Source organism: Coleofasciculus sp. G2-EDA-02, from assembly GCF_040226375.1.
In the GTDB taxonomy this organism is placed as follows: Bacteria; Cyanobacteriota; Cyanobacteriia; order Cyanobacteriales; family Coleofasciculaceae; genus Coleofasciculus.
On sequence record NZ_JAVKEW010000023.1, the window covers coordinates 70,722 to 93,503 of the forward strand.

The window sequence follows — 22,782 nt, forward strand, 5'->3', positions numbered from 1 at the left end:
TCTGGATTGGAATTGAAAAGGTAATGTTTCACAATAAGACAATTTTAATTACAGGTGGTACGGGTTCTTTTGGCAAAAGATGTGTTAAAAGCCTATTAGAAAGATTTCATCTCAAAAAAATTATTGTCTATTCGCGAGATGAGTTGAAACAATATGAGATGGCTCAAGAATTTGACTCACCGGTGATGCGCTATTTTATCGGTGATGTGCGCGATCGCGACCGTCTACACCTAGCGATGCGGGGTGTGGATTATGTGATTCATGCTGCTGCTCTCAAGCATATTCCTATCGCTGAGTTCAATCCGATGGAATGTATTAAGACTAACATTCACGGGGCGAATAATGTGATAGATGTTGCCTTAGAACAGGAAGTCGAGAAGGTGATTGCTTTATCAACGGACAAAGCCGTGAATCCGATTAATCTCTATGGGGCAACTAAGCTAGCAGCGGATAAATTATTTGTTGCGGCTAATAACATTGTTGGTCCGCTGAAAACGCGGTTTTCGGTAGTACGTTATGGTAATGTAGTGGGTTCTAGGGGTTCAGTTGTGCCGTTCTTTCAAAAACTGATTCGGGAAGGAGCAATGGAATTACCCATTACCGATCCCCGCATGACTCGTTTTTGGATTACACTTCAGCAAGGTGTTGATCTCGTTCTCAAAAGTTTTGAACGAATGCAAGGAGGCGAAATATTTGTCCCCAAGATTCCTTCCATGAAAATTACTGACTTGGCTGAGGCACTAGCACCCGGAATGCCGATGAAGATTATTGGGATTCGACCGGGGGAAAAACTACATGAAGTGATGTGTCCATCTGAAATGGCGTCCTTGACGTTGGAGTTTGCCGATCATTATGTTGTCATGCCTTCAACAGGATTTGTACATAACTTTGATTTTACTTGTAACGGTTTTGGGGAAAAGGGATGGCTGGTTCCTGATGAATTTGAGTATAGATCTGACACAAATACGGAATGGCTCACAACGAATCAGCTATTGGACATACTCAAACAATGAATCAGTGGATTCCTTACGGGCGACAGGATATCAATCAGTCGGATATTGATGCAGTTGTGGCAGTCTTGAAATCGGACTGGATCACTCAGGGTCCATCAATAGAGCGGTTTGAGCAGGCTGTGGCTAATTACTGTGGCGCGAAATATGCCGTTGCTGTTTCCAGTGCTACAGCAGCCTTGCATATTGCTTGTCTAGCCGTGGGTTTAGGCAAAGGGGATAGTCTTTGGACTTCACCGAATACGTTTGTGGCATCTGCTAACTGTGGCTTGTACTGCGGCGCTGATGTTGATTTTGTGGATATTGATCCGCGCACTTATAACTTGAGTGTGAATGAATTAGAGGGTAAACTAGTTGGGGCAGCTCAGCAGGGACGTCTGCCTAAGGTGGTAGTTCCCGTCCATTTTGCGGGACAATCCTGTGAGATGGAGCGAATTGCAGTGCTGTCACAACATTATGGGTTTAAAATTATCGAGGATGCCTCCCATGCTATTGGAGGACGCTATCTACAGCAACCAATTGGTTCCTGCACCTTTTCGGATATGGCGGTGTTTAGCTTTCATCCAGTGAAAATTATCACCACAGGTGAGGGGGGTATGGTACTGACTAATCAGAGAGATTTATATGAGAAGCTAATTCGTCTGAGAACTCATGGGATTACTCGCAACCCCGACCTAATGCAAGGCGAGTCTCACGGATCGTGGTATTATCAGCAGTTAGAGTTGGGCTTCAACTATCGTATGACTGATATCCAAGCCGCTTTAGGCTTTAGTCAGCTAAAGCGCTTAGATAAATTTGTTGAACGTCGTGGGTTGCTAGCTGAACGTTACAATTTGCTACTTAAAGACTTACCGTTAACGTTGCCTGGAAAAAGTCCAGATAGTAGTTCCAGTTGGCATCTCTATGTGATTCGGTTACATTTAGATAAAGTTAATAAAACTCATCCGCAGATTTTTGAGGAACTCCGTGAAAGAGGAATTGGTGTAAATCTGCACTATATTCCAGTCCACATACAGCCTTACTACCAGCAAATAGGATTTGGTTGGGGTAACTTTCCCCAAGTAGAACGCTATTACCAGGAAGCTATTAGCTTACCTTTATACTATGGCTTGAGCCAGATAGACCAAGAAAAAGTAGCAACAAAGCTGAAAGAGATTATGCTATGAAAATAGTTGCGATCATTCAAGCCCGCATGGGTTCCACTCGTTTACCGGGGAAAGTAATGAGGCAGCTTAGTGACAAGACTGTTTTGGCACATGTAATTCAGCGCGTTCAAGCTTGCTCTTTAGTCAAACAAGTGATTGTAGCTACAACCACATCTACAGCTGATGATGTTATCATATCAGAATCAGTAAAATGTGGGGTAAATTGGTTTCGGGGTAGTGAAGACAATGTTCTGGAGCGGTACTATCTAGCTGCCAAAGAGTACAAAGCTAATGTGGTTGTCAGGGTAACGTCTGACTGCCCTCTATTTGACACTGAACTTCTCACTCAGATGCTGAATGACTTCAAAAGAAAAACTGGGCAAGGTATGAAGATAGATTACTTAAGCAATACTTTGAATCGTAGCTATCCCTATGGTTTAGATGCTGAAATTTTTACTTTTGCTGCTTTAGAGCAGGCGTTTAGAGAAGCACGTCAACCTTATGAGAAAGAACACGTCACTCCCTACATCTACCAACATCCTAATTTGTTTTCTTTGCATAAGCAAGTTGGCGAAAAAGATTTATCCGCTTTTAGGTGGACATTAGATACTGAGGAGGATTGGAGACTAATATCAAAAATTTACAGTTATTGTTATAAAAAATCTAAAATGTTTACGACTGATGAAATTTTGCATATTTTAGAAATAAATCCAGAGTTAGCAAAGATAAATGCTCACGTGAAGCAGAAAAGCCTACAAAGCTAAAGTCATCTTCTATTTATTTAATTGTAAAAGCTAGGCTCTTATAGATAGATTTATTAATTACAGTAAAAAAATACTTGTAGCGGACAAATTTATATCTCATAGCCATGAATGAAGTGAATCGACGACAGAAGACAGAACAGGAATCATTTTGGGAAGGTAGTTTCGGAAACGAATATACGACAAGAAATCAAATTCTACCAAGAGAACGTCAGAGTTTTTTTTCTCATATTTTTAAAAAAACCTATGGTGTTATAAGTATCTGTGAATTGGGAGCCAACAAAGGTCACAATCTTCAAGCAATTGCTAACATAAGTCCTAATTTCAAACTGACTGGAGTCGAGTTGAATGAGAAAGCATTTGCCGAACTAGATAAAATTCCATATCTCAAAGCTGAACATGTATCTATTCAGGAATTTGAACCAGCTCAAAAGTTTGATTTAGTTTTTACATGCGGTGTTCTCATCCACATCCACCCGAATGAAATACCCCTAATTTATCAAAAAATTTACGAAATTTCATCGCGCTATATCCTTATAAACGAATACTACAATCCAGTTCCTGTGGAAATTAATTATCGGGGCTATTCAAGCAAGTTATTTAAGCGAGATTTTGCCGGCGAGTTTGTTGAACAGTATAGTGGTAAACTTTTAGTAGTAGATTATGGTTTTCTTTGGCAGCGGTTACATCCTGCATGGGATAATACAAGTTGGTTTCTGCTAGAAAAAATTGTTTAAGCTTGACTAAGGAGATTCAGTAAATGATTCGGTACTGCAATCGCTGTGTAATGCCGGAAACGAAACCCGATTTGTTCATTGATGAGGAGGGAGTATGTAGTGCTTGCAGTTCTTTTGAGAAACGCCAAATTATTAACTGGAAAACTCGCAAGCAAGAACTATTGGATATCTTGGAGCGTTACCGCTCCAAAGATGGCAGCAACTACGATTGTATTATCCCTGTCAGTGGTGGTAAGGACAGTCACTTTCAGACAATCAAAATGCTTGAGCTAGGGATGAATCCCCTATGTGTCACAGCGACAACTGATAAATTGTCGGATATCGGACAGCGCAATATTGAGAATCTGAAAAATCTTGGTGTAGACTACCTTGAAATAACAATGAATCCAAGAGTGCGTCGTCAGCTTAATCGTCTGGCACTAACTCAAGTGGGCGATATTTCCTGGCCCGAACATGTGACGATTTTTACTATACCGATTCGTATCGCTGTACAATTTAACATTCCGCTAATCATCTGGGGAGAAAACTCGCAAAATGAATATGGGGGTCCTGCTGCTGCTATGGAGAATAATATTCTCACGCGGCGATGGTTGGAAGAATTTGGGGGGCTTTTAGGGCTAAGGGTGTCTGATTTAGTCGGACACGATGGAATTGAACCCAAACACCTAATCCAGTATAGTTACCCCTCGGATGCTGACTTACAACGAGTGGGGGTGACAGGACTATTTTTAGGTTACTACCTGCCGTGGGATGGTTATCATAATGCTCTTTATGCCCAAGCCCATGGTTTTGAAACTTACCACAAAACAGTTGAAGGTTCACTAGTTAACTACGAAAACTTAGACAACTACCAAACCGGAATTCATGATTACTTCAAGTTTTTAAAGTATGGCTTTGGACGAGCTACAGATCTTGCTTGCCTACACATCCGACGCGGACGGTTATCCAGAGGGGAAGCTGTCAAACTGGTAAAGATGCATGATGGTAAATTTCCTTGGGTCTATTTAGGATATCCTCTAGAGGAGATTCTCAAAGATATCGACATGACAGTTGAGGAATTTGTCAAGGTTTGTGATCGCTTTACTAACAAGAAGTTGTTTGTATGCGATAGCCGAGGAAATTTGGTAAAAGATAGACAAGGTAATCTCACCCTGAAATATTACGATAATCTTTTACGTGCCGAGTCTACATTGGCTTCAGACTGGCAACTGACAGTCAATTCTGCTACAGTTTTGCCATGATATCCATGAAAAAAGTGGCAATTGCTAATTATGGGATGGGCAATTTAGATTCAGTTGCCCGTGCAGTCACAGTATGTGGAGGTGAGGCACAGATCACCCACAATGTCCATGATTTTGAGGTTGCCCACTACATCATCTTACCTGGAGTAGGTGCGTTTTCTAGGGGGATACAAAATCTTCGCAATTGTGGTCTAGAAGAGGTACTACGGGAACAAGTGCTTGGTCAAGGTATCCCTTTGCTGGGAATTTGTCTAGGTATGCAACTTTTGGCTAGTAAAGGTTGGGAGGGAGGAGAAACAGAAGGTCTAGGCTGGATTGAGGGAGAGGTGAAGCGGCTGGAACCTAATCAATCAGATGTTCGCATTCCTCATGTAGGCTGGAATGAAGTTGTGTTAGCGCAATCCTCACCTCTGTTTCAGGACATTCCCTCTGGTACAGATTTTTACTTTGTCCACAGCTATCACTTTTCCTGTCATGTTCAGCAGAACGTAATTGCCTACACTCCGTACTGTGGTGGTTTTGTTTCGGCGATCAGCAGGGATAATATCCTAGGGGTTCAGTTTCATCCCGAAAAAAGCCAGCGGCTAGGGCTACAAGTGATCAAAAATTTTCTAGCGCTATAGGCAGTCAATATGCTAAAAGTTCGTGTAATGCCGACTTTGCTGTTCAAAAACTTTGGCTTAGTCAAGGGAATCCAATTCAATAGCTGGCGACGGGTAGGAAGTGTGATGCAGGCTGTAAAGGTTTATAATATGCGAGAGGTGGATGAGCTAGTTTTCTTTGACATTGGTGCCACTCTTGAGGGTCGTAATCCTGATTTTGAAACGATTGATGAGATTGCTGATGAGTGCTTTATGCCTCTAACCGTGGGTGGTGGAGTCACAGGAATTGAAGATGTTCGGCGACTGTTGCAAGTTGGTGCCGATAAAGTTGCCATTAATACAGCAGTCTTATTAAAACCAGAGTTAATTCTATTAGCTGCCCAAGAATTTGGCTCCCAGTGTGTGGTAGTATCCATAGATGCAAAAAGACAACTTGATGGTACTTATGAAGTCTTTACCCATGCAGGAACACAGTCTACTGGTAAAGATCCTGTAGCCTTGGCTAAGGAAATTGAAGCTCTAGGTGCAGGTGAAATCTTACTAACCTCAATTGACTGTGATGGAATGATGACAGGTTATGACCTTGAGCTAATTAAAAGTGTTAGCTATGCTGTTTCCATACCTGTGATTGCATCGGGTGGAGCAGGAACCTACGACCATCTGGCTTTGGCATTAGTTGAGGGGGGCGCATCCGCTGTTGCTGGAGCCAGTATGTTCCACTTTACACAGCAAACACCCTTGGAAGCCAAGCATTTTTTGAACGAACAAGGTATAAACGTGAGATTATAATTCAATCCTAGCTGCGAAAATCCGTGAATATAGCTATTCGTGCAGATGCTTCTACTCAAATTGGAACAGGTCACCTGATGCGCTGTTTAGCGATAGCCCAAGCTTGGCAAGAGGTTGAGGAGCCAGTAATTTTGGTGATGGCTACCCTAACTCCAGCTTTGGAAACTCGCTTAAAGCTTGAGAGTCTGGAGGTTATTCACCTGTCAATTCAGCCCGGAAGTACTGACGACGCCAGGGCAACAGTAGCTGTGGTAAAAGGATTAGGTATCAACTGGGTGGTTGTGGATGGCTATCACTTCGGGACTGAGTATCAGCAAATTCTCAAAAAAGCTGGGTTAAGTCTGCTGTTCCTTGATGATTATGGACACGCGGAGCATTATTGGGCTGATATTGTGTTAAATCAAAATGTTTATGCTGATGAATTTCTGTACGTGAACCGAGAGCCTTACACCCAATTGCTGCTGGGAACTCGCTATGCACTGTTGCGACAGGAGTTTTGGCAGTGGCAGGGATGGCAGCGAGTCATATCGCCAGTAGCGAACAAGATTTTGGTAACACTAGGAGGTGGAGATGCGGATAATGTGACGCTCAAGGTCATTCAAGCCTTAAAAATGATCGAGACAGAGATACTAGAAGTGGTAGTTGTGGTAGGTGGCAGTAATCCGCACTATGAGCAGTTACAATTAGCCATTGATCTATCACGGGGTTCTATGCGCTTAGAAAAAAATGTGACAAATATGCCTGAATTGATGGCTTGGGCAGATGTAGGGGTTGTTGCTGGGGGAAGCACCTCGTGGGAATTAGCTTTTATGGGTCTGCCCAGTATAGTTCTGATTCTAGCCGATAACCAACGACCGATCGCTGAAACACTCGGTGAAATGGGAGTAGCTGTCAATTTAGGATGGCATGAAGATGTTTCTGTTACTGACATAGCCCAGGCGATGAAGCGATTACTACTGTCATCGGGGATGCGAGCAGAAATGGCTCGATGTGGACAGGAATTAATAGATGGTGAAGGAACTGCCAGAGTTTTGATGCATTTGCAAAATAAACCTCTGAGATTAAGACCAGTACGCCAAGAAGATTGTAAATTGCTGTGGGAATGGGCAAATGATCCCGAAGTAAGAGCTGCTTCGTTTTCGTCAGAACCCATACCTTGGGAAAAACATTTACAGTGGTTTTCTAATAAGTTTAATGACTCGAATTGTTATATCTTTATCATCCTAGATAATCAGGACGAAGCAATAGGACAAGTGCGATTTCAGAGGCAGGATAGAAATCAGGCAGAGATGAGTATTAGTTTAGACAAAAACAAACGTTGCTCTGGTTATGGTAGCCGTATTATAGATATAGCAACGAAGGAAATTTTTACCCGCACATCCCTACAAGTTGTCTATGCATTTATAAAGCAGACTAATGAAATTTCAATCGGAGCATTTGAGAAAGCATCTTTTAAAAAAAATGGGACAAAAACCATCAAGGGTAATGTTGCTATACATTATGTTATGTTTAAAAGTTTAGAGTAATACAAGAATTTTTTGTAATACTAATTAATTATATTATCAATGATAGAATTTTGTATATTTTCTTGTTTAACTCTTTAATAAGATATGCAAGAACTCAATATATTTGGTAGAAAAATAGGCAGGGCGTATCCTCCTTTTGTGATTGCTGAAATGTCCGGTAATCACAATCAGTCTCTAGGACGAGCGCTAGAAATTGTTGAGTATGCCGCCCAGTCTGGAGTGTACGCTCTAAAACTTCAGACCTATACGGCTGATACGATGACGCTGGATATTGATCATGGTGAGTTTTACATAGATGACCCTAATAGCCTATGGCACGGTAACTCTTTATACAAGCTATACCAGAAGGCTTACACTCCTTGGGAGTGGCATCAACCAATTTTTGACCGTTGTCGGGAATTAGGAATCATTGGCTTCAGTACTCCCTTTGATGCTACAGCCGTTGATTTTCTCGAATCCTTAGACGTACCTTGTTACAAAATTGCCTCCTTTGAAAATACTGATCTACCCCTGATTCGTAGGGTTGCCAGTACGGGCAAGCCTATGATAATTTCTACTGGCATGGCAACGATAGCAGAGTTAGATGAGACAGTCCGGACAGCAAGGGAGGCTGGGTGTAAAGACTTAGTGCTGCTAAAATGCACTAGCACCTATCCAGCCACGCCAGAGGATACCAATTTGCTGACAATTCCCCATTTGCAGGAACTGTTTAGTGTACAGGTGGGTTTATCTGACCACACAAGGGGAATTGGCGTTGCCGTTGCCAGTGTTGTTTTGGGTGCTACAGTTATTGAAAAGCATTTCACCCTAAGTAGGGCTGATGGAGGTGTAGATTCAGCATTTTCAATGGAACCGGAAGAAATGCAGCAACTCGTGATAGAGTCGGAAAGAGCTTGGCAATCACTAGGGAGGATACAGTATGGTGCGACAGTAGCTGAGAAGGAGTCATTAAAATTTAGGCGATCGCTCTACATTACCAAAGATATGAAAGCAGGAGATTTTTTGACAGAAGACAACTTTAAATCCGTTCGTCCTGGATCGGGATTAGCCCCTCAGTACTATGAATTATTGCTAGGAAAACCTGTTAAAAAGGATGTCAAGATGGGAACACCTGTTAGTTGGAACATCCTTCTCTAGAAAGATGGTTTTTGAGAGTTAGTAAATTGGGTAATATGGCTATGTTTCGTGAAGATGTAGGTGACAGTATTTTTATAGCTACTCCTAAGATTTGGTGAAATGTTAATTTTGGGAATTTCTGCTATTAGAGCGTAAGGAAAGTTAAATCAATTGATTTCTCATCAAAGGTAGGTTATATAGAAATGAAAAAAAAAATAAATGGAAATGTATTAGTTTACACACGCCCACGGTTAAATATTTTTCTTAAAAAAGTAGCCAATCATTTATTTGATAGAGAAATTATTGCTTTTAGTGATTTTCCGGGCTTAGAAAAAATTAATCTGATGAATACTTTTTATAAATACTATAAGTTAAACACTACAGAGCAACATATAACAACACACGATATGTGCCAAATTATTACACGTTGTCGTGTTTTAAGACTACTACCAACTCAACAAGCTGAAAGAATGGTACATGCGATGTATCAGGTAATAACAGAACTAATAGAAAAATATAATCCAAGTTATTTTATGTCGCAGTCCGTTGATAATTATATTCTAGACATTTTTTATCGAGTCTGTGAGAGACATGGGGTGTTTACTATTATGCTATGTGGTGGAAGTATACCTAATACTATTATTGTTACTAGATATGGTGAGAAGAATAAAGTGAGAACCCCGACGGAAGCCGAAATTGACTCTGCTTTAAAAATATTGTTAGACGATAATCACAGAATTACTTACTCACAAAAATTCTATGGATATTCCTTTTTTGATCACTTTAGGAATTTTGTTCAATGGTGGTTAAAGTATTTAGTCTTTAAAATTTTAAGTTGGGTAAAAGCAGATCCATTAAACTATAGATATTTAGCCGCATTTTTTCATACTCTAGATCAGGGTCAAACTGATTTATCTAATTATCAGGGAATTGATTTATTTGAAAGTGACTGGGAATATAGATTAGGGAAGGCATCACCAAAGCCATCATTATTTATTCCTCTTGCTTATGTTCCAGAAATGACAGTAGACTATTGGCTAAAAGACCTAACTTTTTTAAGGTATGAAGAATTTATAATAAACTTATGTAAAAAGCTTAGCTGTCAATACCTTTTAGTCATCAAGGAGCATTGGGCTATGCTAGGAATCCGCCGAACTGAATTCTATCAAAAATTAAAGTCAATACCTAACCTCATTTTAGTACCCGCCGATGTCAATAGTCGTACTGTCATGAAGCATTTGGATATAGTTCTTGTAGGAGCTGGTACAGCAGGAATAGAAGCAGCCATAAGAGGAAAACGTGTAATTACTATGTGTACTCCTTACTATTATTTAAATGGGTATTACTTGTGTTTAAATAAAGCTGAACAAATTGAGGAACTTCCAAAATATTTAGAATCGTTTATACCCCCACCAATAACAAAAAATTCTCAACAAAATTTAGTTCACAGTCTATTGGAATCGACTATAAGCGGAAGTATATTACTAAACTCACAATTGAATACCGAAGAGAATATACAAACTACGAGTGAAAGCCTCAAGGAATACTTACTGACATTAGGAAAAAACTAAAACCAGGATTTATCTCTACAAATTCCTAAAGTTTTATATAGCCTAGATTAACGGCAGAGAAAGCGCTCAACACTCTGTCTAAATTATTGATTTAAAAAAAATCTCTGTAACCTAGTCTAGGGCAAGGTTACGAGTAGTGCAATCGCCTTTGTGGGTAAAAGCTATCCTTTACTGGCAGTACCATTGTAAGTTATGTATAATATTACAGTTGAGTAGCGTAATATTTGGTGAAGCGCATATATTTTTACTACATAGTTATGCTTCTTTCTGGGTTGATAGGCTTAGTAAAGATATCTGTATATGCAAAACTTCTTACTCCAATAGAATTCGGATACTATTCTCTATCCTTACTACTTTCCACTTATGGCATGTATATTTGTAGTTGCGGTCTATACGAAGGTTCAATGGGACTTTTTCCCAGATGGTATGGTGAAGGTCGCAGTAAAGATGTGGAATCTAGTCGTAACAAGATTGCTGGCTTTACCGTAATCTCTAGTTTAGCGCTATCAATTTGCATAGGAATTCTCCTAGCCAGTAACATTTTGCCAGATATGTCTACGGGTATAGCCATTTTGATGGCAGGATTGTTTGCTGGCGTATCGACTTTATTTTTACTTTTACTTGCTGATATTCGCAGTCGCCTAATGACCTTTGAATTCGGCATTATTATGTTTTTGCGTTCTATCTTGAGTATTTTTTTAGGGACTCTACTAGCGCGTAAGTACGGATATGTGGGAATCTTAGGTTCAGAAATCTTTATTACTGGATTTATTACAGCTATCATAGCTCGACATACGATTCATAATTTTTCCTGGAATTTCTCTGAATTTTTAGCATTAAAGCCAATTTTTAGGGTTGGTTTACCTTTAATGCTAAACGGATTTGTGACTAGTGCAGCTTCCAATATAGATAGATTTTTTGTGATAAGCAAATGGGGGAGTACGATATTTGGGTATTATTCGTTTGCAATGATTCTAGCAACAGGTGCTTCACTGATTCAATCCATACTGTATCAACAGATAAGTCCAGAAATATTATATCGCATCGGACGAGGCGATTCTCCAAATAAGTTACTCGCTAACCTCAACCGTTTTATAATAATAATATTTGTTTTTTTGGTTTTATTTGGGTATCCTTTTGCTGTAATGATTAAGTGGTTAATATATAATTACTTTCCAGAATATTTGCCAGCTTATTCAATGATTCCGATAATCTATGTGGGAGCATCAGTAATAATCGTTAGCCATTATGAATATTTCATTGTTGCAGTTGGCAAGACAGAATATTTGCTTGTCTTAAATATTTTTGTAGTCACAGTTGTTTTATTGTTATCAGTCTTATGCTCATTTTTGGAATTATCATTAATAAGTTTTGCTAGTATTTATGTAATAGGAAGAATTCTGTATTTCATTTCTACTTTTTTACTGTCCAGATGGGCTGTAAACAAACTTTGCGCTTAGGCTAAAGTTTTAGAAATATGCATGTAAGCGTTAACAAATATGCTCTGTTATGATTTCAAAGCTCACATCTGTTAATTTATTAGTAGCCTCGTGCATTTTTTACTTAATACTTATTGTTACTACTTATGAAGCAAATTTTCCTGAACATGCACACATTTATACAGGCTACTCAACTTACTTCCGCGCTTTTTTAATTATTTTGGCAGCTATTTTTGTAGTAATAAAGATGAAGTTTGTTAAAGACGGATTGATATTTGTATTCAGTATTTATACAGGCGTAGGGCTTTTAACGGGGGCAATTATAAATACTGAACACAACCTTATAATTCGTCATCTATTTGCGGCATGTTTTATGATTTTAATGTACTGGTGTGGCAGGATAATGACTATCGATAGAAGGGTATTTAATAAAATTATACAAGTGGCAGCATGGGCTATATTAGCTGCTTATGCTATAGTATTCTTTAAAATTCAACCTTTATTAGAATATAATCAGGTAGGATTTTCATCAGGTCCTCTACTGTTGTCACAAGCGGTTGGACTTACCAGAGGATTGCCATTACTATATATTCCGTCTTTCTTGCTTATTTTACTTGGTAGAAAACGGGGTGTTATTCTAGGGTCAATTCTAATGTTTATATTATCGATAGTATTTTTAAATAAAAAATATTCTATTTCACAATCGGTTAAAATATTACTTATACCGTTTTTGATAGTCCTTGTTTTTGTTGTGGCATTTGTTATTTATCTATTCAAAGATGTTCTGATTGATTTGTTGCCTTTTACTGCGGGAACCATGGAGAGATTTGCACGTTTTTTTGAGGGGAATGCGACAATTTCTTTTCTCTTAAGTGCCAGAGATGCAGAGGCAAAAGGTGTTTTAGATACACTTAGTAAAGTTCCCTCTGGAATGGGTTTGCTTATTGGAGCAGGATTTGGTTCAACTTATGAACTTGAATATTTTTCGCCTTATTTACAGTCTAGGCAAAGCTATATTCTACTTCAGCCCGATGTGGTGTTTAATTATTTTTTAATGCACTCTGGCTTTCCTGCTGCGTTTTTAGTGATTCTATTTTTGCTATATAGAATTTTAATGTTATATAGCAAATTAGGAAATTCTAGTCTCCACCAGGATATATATTTATTCCTGATTACTTACTCCTTAGATATGTCGCTCAGCTTTGTACCAAACAACCCTCTGTTTTGGATACTTCTTGGTTATACTTTCTCAGTAAGCAATATAAATCGAAAAACCAAAAAATGCCACCATAATAATTGTATAATAAAATAATCAAAGTTAACATTTTATTAAGAAACATAATTTTAAAAGACCTAGTGCTTTAATGGAATAAATCTTGGTTACTATTCAAATTTAAACTGATAAGTTCATATATTTTTTTATTTCCTCACTTATCAGACTAAATATGCAATAATAATATTAGTTTAGTACAGTTAAAGAATAGCTGAACTGAAATTAATGCTTGTTACTGGCTCGTCTGGACTAATTGGCTCAGAAGTTGTCTCCTACTTTTTTATCAAAAATCGAGCAAAATTTAAAAGGATGGAATGTTACTATATCTTTATTATAAATAATTGAACAACTGGTTTATTCTTGGAAATAAATACTAAACAATTAACAAAAAAACCAATGGCTAAGGTAGTCGTTCTAACAGAGATATTTTTTCCTGAACAGACATCAACTGGATATTTACTGACAAAAATCGCTATGGGTTTAGCAGAAGAGTATGATGTCCAGGTAATAACTGGTATACCGACTAATTTTGGGCAAAAAATTAACCATGATAAATACGAAGTTGTCAATGGAGTTGAAATTTTTCGGTGTCATAGTACAAATTTTAACAAAAACCATATACTGGGACGTTTGATAAACTCACTAAGTAGCTCAGCAGCAATTCTATTAAAGTGTTTGATCAGGTGCAAATCTACTGATGTTGTGCTAGTAGTAACTAATCCTCCATTTTTACCATTCATTGCCTTACTTTTGAAAGTCGTAAAAGGATGTAATTTTGTTCTTCTCATGCATGATATTTATCCGGAAGCTTTGGTGGCTATGCAAATATTGACTCCTTCATCAATTCTAGTTAAAGCTTGGCTGTTAATTAACCGAGTTTTGTACAGCCAAGCGTATAAAATTATTACTCTAGGTAGAGATATGAACAAACTATTAAAACCGAAAGTATACGGTAATTATCAAAAAATTTATTGCATACCTAACTGGGCAGATAATGAAACCATTAGTTCAACAGAAAAGGGAGAAAATGAACTGTTGAAAAAATTGGATATTACAGACTACTTTGTTGTTCTTTATGCAGGAAACATGGGAAGAACTCATGGCGTTGAATATATTGCTAAAGCGGCTGAAATACTTAATAAAGATAACCACATTCACTTTATTTTTCTGGGTTTTGGAGCAAAAAAAATATGGCTAGAAAATTATATCAATAGCCAAAAACTAAATAACCTTAGCCTTATCTCCCTCTATGACCGTCCTCGCTCTGAGCAAATAGTTTCCCTTAATGCATGTGATGTTGCTATTATTTCCTTTCTGAAAGGAATGGCTGGTATTTCTGTTCCTAGTCGAATGTATAACCACATGGCAGCAGGTAAGCCGATTATTGCCTTAACTGATGATTGGTCAGAACTAGCAGAAGTAATTCGGGAAGAAGAAATTGGATGGATAGTTAAACCTGGCGATGTAGAAGGTTTATTAGACACAATTAAATTAGCAGCAGCCCATCCTGAATTGTGTGCTGAGATGGGAGCTAGAGCAGAAATCGCTGCCAAAACTAAATATACATTTGCTCAGGCAGACAAAAAATATAAAGAACTCTTTAGAGAAGTATTTGATACCTTTATTAAGGAAACAAGAAATTGAATGCTATTTTAATTACTGGAGCAACTGGATTTATTGGTGGATGTCTAGTTCCTCTCCTAACCAAACAAAACATGCACATTGTCGCGGCAGTTCGTGAAAAGCAAAACAAACTATCATCCAATATTACTCATGTAAATGTTGGCAATATTGATGGATCAACCCGATGGGGACAAGCTCTTACAGATATTGACACTGTAATTCACCTAGCAGCACGCGCCCATATCTTGCATGATAAAGCCCCCAACCCAGAAGAAGAATTTTTGAAGGCTAACGTACAGGGTACAGCTAACCTTGTCAAACAATCAATTGCCGCAGGAGTAAATCACTTTATCTTTATCAGCTCCATCGGCGCAATGGCAACCCTAAGCGACCATCTCCTCACGGAAACCTCCCCTTGCCAACCCGACGCTCCTTACGGACGCAGCAAACTCCAAGCCGAACAAGCCTTAATCGATCTTGCCAGCCAAAGCAACATGACCTGGACTATTCTACGCCCTACCTTAGTCTACGGTTCTGGCAACCCTGGCAACATGGAACGCCTAATTAAACTCATTAATCGAGGCTTACCCTTACCCTTTGGTCTCGTTAAAAACCGCCGTAGCCTTATCTACGTCGGTAATCTCGTTGATGCGATCGCGACTTGCCTAACTCACCCCAACGCCAAAAACCAAACCTTCCTGGTTAGCGATGGTCAAGATCTCTCCACACCCGAACTAATCCGTAAGATAGCCTACCACTTAGAACGCCCTTGTCACCTCCTCCCAGTACCACCCAGCCTGCTCAAAATGGCAGGTCATCTAGGAGATACCATCGAACAATTCACTAAACGCCCCCTACCTCTGAATACTTCAACCATTGACCGCCTGCTAGGTTCCCTCGTCGTTGACAGCAGCCACATCCGAAACACCCTAAACTGGCAACCACCCTACACCGTTGACGAAGGGCTCTCAAAAACCTTGCGCTGATGTATAATCTTCGCGGTCAAAAACTGAGCTTTTGTAATGCAGAGCTTAGTGAAATACAGCGTAACATCTGGTGAGATTCTTCACTCCGCTATCGCTCCTTTCAGAATGACAAATTTGACCGTGCGAAGTATACCTCTCTAACGGAACTCACCAGAAACCAATAGGTCATATAGTAGGAAAAGTGTGTGTGAGAAGTTTAATAGACAAGCATGTTAACTGTTCTTGCGGCTGCCAGTGTTCTGGCGAGTATCCTCCTGACTAATCTGATTAAACGACGCTTCAGCAACCACTTACTGGACATTCCCAACGATCGCAGTTCCCATACCCAACCCACTCCCCGTGGTGGTGGCTTGGGTTTCATCCTGGCGTTTGCCATAACGGGGTTAATTGCCTCTGTATTCGCCAGTTATTTCCCTCAACTCCTATCCCACCCCCTAATTAACCCCAACCCAGCTTTGCTGTGGCTTATCCTCACCCCCCTAGCCATCATTGGCATCATTGATGACCGCCAAGGGCTTCCCGCCAGAATACGCTACCTGGTGCATCTGTCTGTCGCCAGTCTCGCGATCGCGTGTTTCGGTTCCTTCCCCCTACCCTGGCTCCCTAACTTCGGTATAGTGGGTCAAATGCTCGCGATCGCACTCACCCTAATTGGCATCACCGCCCTAATTAACTTCTACAACTTTATGGATGGTTTAGATGGTCTAGTTGCCAGCGTTACCGCCCTCCAGATGGCATTTCTAGCACTCTACCTCAACCAACCCCTATTCTGGCTGCTTGTCGCCGCCCTCCTGGGTTTTCTCTGGTGGAATTGGTCGCCGGCGAAAATCTTTATGGGCGATGCAGGTAGCACCGTCTTGGGAGCCAGTGTCGCCATCGCCCTGCTCAATACCAATAACCCCGTACAAGCCTGGTCTGCTCTCGCCGTGACACTCCCACTAACCGCTGATGCCATCTACACCCTGATCCGTCGCCTCATCCGCCAAGAAAACATCTTTAAGGGGCATCGTAGCCATCTTTACCAGCGGCTTCAGCAATCCGGTTGGACTCATCGCCAAGTCGCTCTCACCTACCTAATTGCCACCAGTATGATTGTCTTATTAATCACCACTCTTGGTACTTTGGGGAGTTGGTTCAGTTTAATCGGCGTACTGATAGAGCTCGCGATCGCGGAAATGTATCTCCAGGCGACAAGGGCGATCGTTTAGCTGACTTTTCACGCTATGTGGCGCAATGAAGGAAGGTATGTTTTGACCCTTCACAACCCTTGAGGGCATGTCGCGATCGCGAAACCTTGCTTCCCAGTATAATGTCGGCAAAATCATTGTCCTCAGTCGAATGGCACGCTGATTAAGGCTGGTGGGCAATGCCAAACATACGGTCTATCTCGCGATCGCGAAACCTTGCTCCCCAGTATACTGTCGGCAACATCATTGTCCTAGGTCATCCTCACTCAAAGCATCTGGATCAATCCCCAACGCCCGCAACCGTTCTGCCAACCGCTCACTTCGCTGACGCTCCTGCTCTAACTGCATTTCCAATTGGTCAGCCCGTTGTTGTTCCTGCTGTGCTTGCTCGGCGGGTGTAGGTATCCACCGATTAGTCCCATCATACCAACGTAGCCACAATCCTGTAATCTCCTCAAAAACCCCTTGCCAAATGCCTAGCCCTAACTTTAGTTCTTCCAACCACAGCCGCTGATTTTGTAGCGATAACTCCTGATAACGAGTACCCGATAAACAAAAAGCTCTAAACTGATTGACATACCGATCAAACACCACATAATAAGGAATACGCAAAATTCGCTCGTAGACCTCCCACTTCGTCTGCGGTTGGTTCACCTCCCGCAATGTCTGCCCCAAATCTTCCGGTGTTGTACCGGGGGAAAGCAACTCAACCACTAGCAAAGGCGTAACCCCCTCCTGCCAAATCACATAACTCCAGCGCAAATCCTGTTGCTGGGTAAATCGGCGCACCCCAAGAACGACAAACCAATCAGGACGCTTGTACCAACGCGGATGACGCGGATCATAGTAAAGGTTCAAGTCACTGGCGACAAACACTTGATCGATAGGCTGATTCGGGGGTTGGCAAGTTTGACTGAGCAAGTCAGCCTGCAATCGGTGAAACTCATCGGGCAAGCCAGGTTCCTCCACCTCTTCACTGGGTAGATCATACATGGTGGGTAGAGTTTCCTGAGGGGGGCGGGGGGGATCAGTTTGATACATAAGCGGTGGTGCGTTCAAACGTTTTGGCAAAGGAAACAGGTCGTACCAATTCTCTATGGTATAATTATGCGCCCTGTCCGACGAGAGCATGTCATCTTAAGTCGAAAGGCACGCTCAAAGCTGGTGGGCAGTGCCCACCCTACGGTATATCCTGACTTTTCACTTTTTTTTTGCACGGAAGGGGGAGAATTCAAAGCCTTCTCTCTCTAACCCCCCTTTATACCCCCCTTTCAAAGGGGGGCAAGGAGGGATGGAGAGAGGTTTGGAGAGAGGTTTTCCAGATCCCGTGAAAGTTACCCATTAGAATTAGCGATGGGATAATTGATCCTGAGAATCCAGATTAACTGCTATGCCATCTCAAACCCTAAAATACGCTTACTTTCCCGGTTGTGTCGCCCAAGGCGCTTGCCGAGAATTGTACCAATCAACCGCCGCCCTGACTCAAGCCTTGGGTATTGAACTGATTGAACTGAAAAAAGCTTCCTGTTGCGGTTCTGGCACATTTAAGGAAGATTCCCGATTGCTGGAAGATACCGTAAATGCCCGTAATATTGCCTTGGCGGAGGAACTCAATCTACCCCTGTTGACCCATTGCAGCACCTGTCAGGGGGTTATTGGTCATGTTGATGAACGCTTGAAGGAATTTCAACAGACTGATCCGGGCTATATTGATCAAGTTAATGGCTTACTGAAAAAAGAGGGCTGTTCTCCTTATAAGGGGAACAGCGAAGTCAAGCATTTGCTGTGGGCGTTAGTAGCCGATTATGGACTAGACGCCATACGAGAACGGGTTACCCGAAAATTAAGCGGGTTAAAATGTGCCGCCTTCTACGGCTGTTATTTGCTCAGAGGGCAGACCACAATCCCTTATGACAACCCGTTTCACCCCGAATCGATGGAAAATGTATTCCGAGCAGTTGGGGCAACTCCTGTCTATTATCGCGGGCGAACCCAGTGTTGTGGTTGGCCCATTGCCAGTTATGCGACCGAGCAATCGTTCCAAATGGCGGGGAAACATATCCAAGAAGCAATTGACGCTGGGGCAGATTGTATGGTAACACCTTGCCCATTGTGCCACCTTAATCTTGACTCTCGTCAACCGGAAGTGGAAAAGGTAATTGAGCGTAAGCTGGGATTACCGGTGTTACATTTACCGCAATTAGTCGCCTTGGCGCTCGGTATTCCACCAAAGGAGTTGGGGTTGAGTAAGCATATTGTGTCCACACGACCTGTTTTAGAGAAATTGGGCTTATAATCCATTCCCCTACCCGATCCTCGACTTGTTGAAGGTTGGGGATCTAATAACCCGCAATGCGATCGCGGTTGAGAATAAGGTGCGTTACGCAAGCGCTTTCACACGATGGCGGCGTGGCACACCTAAAATGGTGGATTAGTATTGTAGGGGCGCACGGTGTGCGCCCAATTTCACCGTCAAATCTATTCCACAATTTTAGCTGTGTCAGTCCACTACTGACGTGGCACATCTAATTTGATGGATGAGAACTGTCCCACACCCCGTGCGCCCGATTTAACCTGAAAATTTATAACCCGATCGCGCCTCTGCATTCAAGCCCCACCCTCAACAAAACTTGGGCTTCCTCGCTGTCGTCTGATGAATGGGGATGAGGTATGGTAGAAACAAGCACAGGCAAAAGCCATCCCCAATCCGGCGTCTAATACCAAATCCGGGTTGATTACCCCCTTTCTAGTCCCCGTAGACGGACTTTATGGGAGCATGTCAGGTTTGACAGAATGTTCACGCTCTCGCTGCGCTTGTTGGGTTTCGTTTGGTTGGGTTTCGTTCCTCAACCCAACCTACAGCTTTATAATTCAGTCCGCGCAGGCGGACGCAAGGGCCAGTGTAGCTGTGACTTCCTCCTCGCCAGGATACCTTTACTGTATGGATATTTTAATCGTTGAAGACGAAGCGGAAATCGCCAAACTCATCCAACTCACCCTAGAACGGGAAGGATTTACCTGCTACTCCTGTCGCGATGGACTAGCCGCCTTACAAGCATTCCAAACCCAGCAACCGGATGTGATTATTCTGGACTTAATGCTACCCGGATTGGATGGACTGGAGGTTTGCGCCCGAATTCGCCAAAAACCGGGACCCAAAGACCCCTATATTCTAATGCTGACGGCGAAGGGAGAGGAAATTGACCGCGTAATTGGTCTATCAACAGGTGCCGATGATTACCTAGTCAAACCCTTTAGTCCTACCGAACTGGTGGCTAGAGTCCGGGCGTTATTGCGGCGTAGTTTGCGTCACGGCGGACAGTCCCTCGTCTACCGTACCCAACATTTTACAGTAGATGTGGATCAACATACTGCTAGTCGCCAACTGGATTCTGAGGAATCAGAACCCCTGGATTTAACCACGTTAGAATTTAATCTGTTAGCCACCTTTATCAGTCAACCCGGTCGAGTTTGGAATCGGACTCAACTGATTGATAAGCTTTGGGGGAATGACTTCTTTGGTGATGAACGGGTGGTTGATACCCATGTCGCCCGATTGCGGAAAAAAATAGAACCTGATCCGAGTAATCCTACTTTTGTTAAAACCGTTATCGGCGTTGGTTATAAATTTGAAGATAGCCCGTAGGGGTTTGGTCACCAAACCCCTCTTATATAAATTTATGGTGTTGTTAAGTAGACCAAGCGGGTTGCCCCTACAGTAATCATGAGTAAAACCAGTTTACGCCACCGCCAATCCTTACCCTTAGTCTCGCGCCTGTTTCTCTCCCACTTGTTGGTGATGATTGTCGGCGTAGGTTCCCTGTTAATTATCAGTAAAGTATCTTCGCCGCGCTTCTTTATTTTGCATCTACAACAACTAGAAGGCAAAGGAGTCATCTTTCGCGTTGCCCGTACCTCCCTATTACAAGGATTTCAAACCGCCTGGAATCGCGGCACGTTTTGGTCGGTTATCGTTGGCACAACGGCGGCTGGAGGACTTAGTTACTGGTTGTCTCGTCGCATTGTCAAACCCCTGACTCAAATCGAAGACATTACTCAACAATTTGCGGCGGGTAAGCTAGATGAACGACTTCCGCCTAGTGAAATTCCTGAAATTAATCAACTCGCCACCAGTTTTAATCAGATGGCGGTGAGTTTAGAAGATGTGGAACAGCGGCGGCGAGATTTAGTCAGTGATTTGACTCATGAACTGCGAACCCCTCTGACGGTACTGCGAGGTTATTTAGAAGAACTTGCCACACACCGGATGGAAGCAACGCCTGCAATGTATCAGCAGTTGGCAAAAGAAACGCGACGGTTGGAACGGTTAATTAACGATTTACAGGAACTCTCGAAAGCCGAAGCAGGTTATCTGCCCATAAAAGTTGAACCTGTGAATGTGCGTCCCCTGCTAGAATCGCTAGTGCAAAAGTTTGGGGATCAGGTGTTGGAAGAAGGTCCTGTTTTGCATTTAGATTGTCCAGAAAAATTGCCTCGGGTATTGGCAGATAGTGACCGATTGGAACAAGTATTGGTGAATCTTTTAGGCAATGCGATTCGACATACTCCAACGGGTACGATTACCGTTCGGGTATGGGTAAAACGGGATGGACGAAAAGGTATTATTTCTCGGTTATGGATTGCGGTAACCGATACGGGTATGGGTATTGCCCCAGAGCATGTCCCTCATGTGTTTGAACGGTTCTGGCGGGCGGAAAAGTCGCGCAATCCGAATACCGGGGGAACGGGGATAGGGTTAGCTATCTCGAAGCGGTTGGTGGAATTGCAAGGGGGTGAGATTGAGGTAGAAAGTCAGCTAGGGGTTGGCAGTACGTTTCGGTTTTATCTGCCTTTAGCATAAGTTGTCCTAAAAAGCAATACTAGGGCGCGATCGCGAAGGGGCGGGTGATCCTCTGATCCGCTTGCATCCGGGCAGTTTGATGCTGGGAACCATTGGTAAACAACAGCCCAGGGAAAGTGCAGGGATTTATACCCCAATCCTGATAAAATTATTTTATCTTGACAAAAGTTTAATCGAAACAGTATTATCTGGACTAGGTACGAATCAGTTAACGAATTTTTCCCATTGGGCAAGGCTACATAAAACCAAATTATACCGGAAATAAAAAATGAAAATAAGCAAGAGTTTTATCGAAAACTGGCAACAAGGAAAGGGAGAAAAAAAAGAAAAATTATCTCATCCAAGTGAGCCGTTTATCTATCAATTGATGAAACAAGGCAAACAACTCTCCCAACTTGTTGCCCGCTCATGGATGGGAGATGAGATTGCGCTACAACTCAAGAACATTTTAATTGATCCTCGAGGAGATGATGGCTCGGCTGACGGTAAATTAAAACAGTTGTTAGGCGATGACGGAACGGGAGAGTTCCGAGAACTGCTGCTTTCGATTTTTCATGACTATGAGTTACCTATATTTAATGAGTACGAATTAACGAAAGTATATAGTTTTTCTATAAGCTGGGAAACGTGGGAAGGTTCTCTCGATGATATAAAGCAGCCGTGGATAGATCAAGGACAAGGCAAGAACTTTTACTTTAATATTGTTATACCCTATCCGCCACGACCTGAGTTAGGGGAATCAACAATTACTTTAGGACAATTAGAAGATTGGGTGGCTCAAGATGTTACAGACGAACAGGGCAACCTGCTCATAGGTGAACACGACGGGAAAACCTATACCGTTTTTCCTCCTTATCCTTATATACCACCAACATCATGCTAGATCTTCGCTTGGTTTAACGAAACAAACAGTCT

General features: G+C 41.8%; 20 protein-coding genes. 19 read left to right on the forward strand and 1 reads right to left on the reverse strand.

Annotation, left to right across the window (positions count from 1 at the left end; translation table 11 throughout):
• The first annotated feature begins 23 nt into the window (after positions 1-23).
• From pseB to RLO19_RS02310, 15 genes are all read left to right on the forward strand, one after another.
• On the forward strand, positions 24-1,013 hold the full coding sequence (gene pseB, locus RLO19_RS02240; RefSeq protein ID WP_446353455.1) for a UDP-N-acetylglucosamine 4,6-dehydratase (inverting): 990 nt from the start codon (positions 24-26) through the stop codon (positions 1,011-1,013).
• A complete protein-coding gene (pseC, locus tag RLO19_RS02245) occupies positions 1,010-2,176 on the forward strand; it encodes a UDP-4-amino-4,6-dideoxy-N-acetyl-beta-L-altrosamine transaminase (RefSeq protein ID WP_446353651.1) in 1,167 nt (388 codons plus the stop codon). The genes pseB and pseC overlap by 4 nt, the downstream gene beginning before the upstream one ends.
• A complete protein-coding gene (locus RLO19_RS02250) occupies positions 2,173-2,919 on the forward strand; it encodes a cytidylyltransferase domain-containing protein (RefSeq protein ID WP_446353457.1) in 747 nt (248 codons plus the stop codon). The genes pseC and RLO19_RS02250 overlap by 4 nt, the downstream gene beginning before the upstream one ends.
• 104 nt (positions 2,920-3,023) lie before the next feature.
• Complete coding sequence (locus tag RLO19_RS02255; RefSeq protein ID WP_446353459.1) at positions 3,024-3,653, forward strand: pseudaminic acid biosynthesis-associated methylase; 630 nt, start codon at positions 3,024-3,026, stop codon at positions 3,651-3,653.
• A gap of 23 nt (positions 3,654-3,676) precedes the next feature.
• A complete protein-coding gene (locus tag RLO19_RS02260) occupies positions 3,677-4,894 on the forward strand; it encodes an N-acetyl sugar amidotransferase (protein WP_446353461.1) in 1,218 nt (405 codons plus the stop codon).
• On the forward strand, positions 4,891-5,517 hold the full coding sequence (gene hisH, locus RLO19_RS02265; RefSeq protein WP_446353463.1) for an imidazole glycerol phosphate synthase subunit HisH: 627 nt from the start codon (positions 4,891-4,893) through the stop codon (positions 5,515-5,517). The genes RLO19_RS02260 and hisH overlap by 4 nt, the downstream gene beginning before the upstream one ends.
• Positions 5,518-5,526: 9 nt before the next feature.
• A complete protein-coding gene (wbuZ, locus tag RLO19_RS02270) occupies positions 5,527-6,285 on the forward strand; it encodes a glycosyl amidation-associated protein WbuZ (protein ID WP_446353465.1) in 759 nt (252 codons plus the stop codon).
• Positions 6,286-6,308: 23 nt separating this feature from the next.
• Complete coding sequence (pseG, locus tag RLO19_RS02275; RefSeq protein ID WP_446353466.1) at positions 6,309-7,811, forward strand: UDP-2,4-diacetamido-2,4,6-trideoxy-beta-L-altropyranose hydrolase; 1,503 nt, start codon at positions 6,309-6,311, stop codon at positions 7,809-7,811.
• Positions 7,812-7,895: 84 nt separating this feature from the next.
• On the forward strand, positions 7,896-8,948 hold the full coding sequence (pseI, locus tag RLO19_RS02280) for a pseudaminic acid synthase (RefSeq protein WP_446353468.1): 1,053 nt from the start codon (positions 7,896-7,898) through the stop codon (positions 8,946-8,948).
• Positions 8,949-9,130: 182 nt separating this feature from the next.
• Positions 9,131-10,498, forward strand: coding sequence for a capsular polysaccharide export protein, LipB/KpsS family (locus RLO19_RS02285; RefSeq protein ID WP_446353470.1), 1,368 nt, complete (start codon positions 9,131-9,133; stop codon positions 10,496-10,498).
• A gap of 257 nt (positions 10,499-10,755) precedes the next feature.
• Positions 10,756-11,958 (forward strand): lipopolysaccharide biosynthesis protein, encoded by a 1,203-nt coding sequence (locus tag RLO19_RS02290; protein WP_446353472.1) that lies wholly within the window; start codon positions 10,756-10,758, stop codon positions 11,956-11,958.
• Between the two features lie 49 nt (positions 11,959-12,007).
• Positions 12,008-13,249, forward strand: a complete 1,242-nt coding sequence (locus tag RLO19_RS02295; RefSeq protein ID WP_446353473.1) for a hypothetical protein — start codon at positions 12,008-12,010, stop codon at positions 13,247-13,249.
• Positions 13,250-13,606: 357 nt separating this feature from the next.
• Positions 13,607-14,854 (forward strand): glycosyltransferase family 4 protein, encoded by a 1,248-nt coding sequence (locus RLO19_RS02300; protein ID WP_446353475.1) that lies wholly within the window; start codon positions 13,607-13,609, stop codon positions 14,852-14,854.
• The gene (locus tag RLO19_RS02305; RefSeq protein ID WP_446353477.1) at positions 14,851-15,819 is read left to right on the forward strand and encodes an NAD-dependent epimerase/dehydratase family protein; all 969 of its coding nucleotides are present in this window, start codon (positions 14,851-14,853) and stop codon (positions 15,817-15,819) included. Before RLO19_RS02300 ends, RLO19_RS02305 begins: the two co-directional genes overlap by 4 nt.
• A 209-nt stretch (positions 15,820-16,028) precedes the next feature.
• Complete coding sequence (locus RLO19_RS02310) at positions 16,029-17,027, forward strand: MraY family glycosyltransferase (protein ID WP_446353479.1); 999 nt, start codon at positions 16,029-16,031, stop codon at positions 17,025-17,027.
• A gap of 222 nt (positions 17,028-17,249) precedes the next feature.
• Here the strand turns inward: RLO19_RS02310 and RLO19_RS02315 are convergent, their stop codons facing one another.
• Entirely contained in the window at positions 17,250-18,047 is a 798-nt protein-coding gene (locus RLO19_RS02315) for a Uma2 family endonuclease (RefSeq protein ID WP_446353481.1), read from the reverse strand.
• A 349-nt stretch (positions 18,048-18,396) separates the two neighbouring features.
• Between RLO19_RS02315 and RLO19_RS02320 the strand changes: the two genes are divergently transcribed.
• The 4 genes from RLO19_RS02320 to RLO19_RS02335 all read left to right on the forward strand — a co-directional run bounded on the left by RLO19_RS02320 (position 18,397) and on the right by RLO19_RS02335 (position 22,750).
• On the forward strand, positions 18,397-19,302 hold the full coding sequence (locus RLO19_RS02320; protein ID WP_446353483.1) for a CoB--CoM heterodisulfide reductase iron-sulfur subunit B family protein: 906 nt from the start codon (positions 18,397-18,399) through the stop codon (positions 19,300-19,302).
• A 645-nt stretch (positions 19,303-19,947) separates the two neighbouring features.
• On the forward strand, positions 19,948-20,652 hold the full coding sequence (locus RLO19_RS02325) for a response regulator (RefSeq protein ID WP_446353485.1): 705 nt from the start codon (positions 19,948-19,950) through the stop codon (positions 20,650-20,652).
• Positions 20,653-20,730: 78 nt separating this feature from the next.
• Positions 20,731-21,867, forward strand: a complete 1,137-nt coding sequence (locus RLO19_RS02330) for a sensor histidine kinase (protein WP_446353486.1) — start codon at positions 20,731-20,733, stop codon at positions 21,865-21,867.
• A gap of 268 nt (positions 21,868-22,135) precedes the next feature.
• Positions 22,136-22,750 (forward strand): hypothetical protein, encoded by a 615-nt coding sequence (locus RLO19_RS02335; RefSeq protein WP_446353488.1) that lies wholly within the window; start codon positions 22,136-22,138, stop codon positions 22,748-22,750.
• Positions 22,751-22,782 lie beyond the last annotated feature (32 nt).

Coding starts and splice junctions, on each gene's coding strand:
- RLO19_RS02325 (WP_446353485.1), top strand. CDS start 19,948: ATGGATATTTTAATCGTTGAAGACGAAGCGGAAATCGCCAAACTCATC.
- RLO19_RS02320 (WP_446353483.1), top strand. CDS start 18,397: ATGCCATCTCAAACCCTAAAATACGCTTACTTTCCCGGTTGTGTCGCC.
- RLO19_RS02260 (WP_446353461.1), top strand. CDS start 3,677: ATGATTCGGTACTGCAATCGCTGTGTAATGCCGGAAACGAAACCCGAT.
- wbuZ (WP_446353465.1), top strand. CDS start 5,527: ATGCTAAAAGTTCGTGTAATGCCGACTTTGCTGTTCAAAAACTTTGGC.
- pseC (WP_446353651.1), top strand. CDS start 1,010: ATGAATCAGTGGATTCCTTACGGGCGACAGGATATCAATCAGTCGGAT.
- RLO19_RS02335 (WP_446353488.1), top strand. CDS start 22,136: ATGAAAATAAGCAAGAGTTTTATCGAAAACTGGCAACAAGGAAAGGGA.
- RLO19_RS02290 (WP_446353472.1), top strand. CDS start 10,756: ATGCTTCTTTCTGGGTTGATAGGCTTAGTAAAGATATCTGTATATGCA.
- RLO19_RS02250 (WP_446353457.1), top strand. CDS start 2,173: ATGAAAATAGTTGCGATCATTCAAGCCCGCATGGGTTCCACTCGTTTA.
- RLO19_RS02285 (WP_446353470.1), top strand. CDS start 9,131: ATGAAAAAAAAAATAAATGGAAATGTATTAGTTTACACACGCCCACGG.
- pseB (WP_446353455.1), top strand. CDS start 24: ATGTTTCACAATAAGACAATTTTAATTACAGGTGGTACGGGTTCTTTT.
- RLO19_RS02330 (WP_446353486.1), top strand. CDS start 20,731: ATGAGTAAAACCAGTTTACGCCACCGCCAATCCTTACCCTTAGTCTCG.
- RLO19_RS02315 (WP_446353481.1), bottom strand. CDS start 18,047: ATGTATCAAACTGATCCCCCCCGCCCCCCTCAGGAAACTCTACCCACC.
- pseI (WP_446353468.1), top strand. CDS start 7,896: ATGCAAGAACTCAATATATTTGGTAGAAAAATAGGCAGGGCGTATCCT.
- RLO19_RS02295 (WP_446353473.1), top strand. CDS start 12,008: ATGATTTCAAAGCTCACATCTGTTAATTTATTAGTAGCCTCGTGCATT.
- hisH (WP_446353463.1), top strand. CDS start 4,891: ATGATATCCATGAAAAAAGTGGCAATTGCTAATTATGGGATGGGCAAT.
- RLO19_RS02310 (WP_446353479.1), top strand. CDS start 16,029: ATGTTAACTGTTCTTGCGGCTGCCAGTGTTCTGGCGAGTATCCTCCTG.
- RLO19_RS02255 (WP_446353459.1), top strand. CDS start 3,024: ATGAATGAAGTGAATCGACGACAGAAGACAGAACAGGAATCATTTTGG.
- RLO19_RS02300 (WP_446353475.1), top strand. CDS start 13,607: ATGGCTAAGGTAGTCGTTCTAACAGAGATATTTTTTCCTGAACAGACA.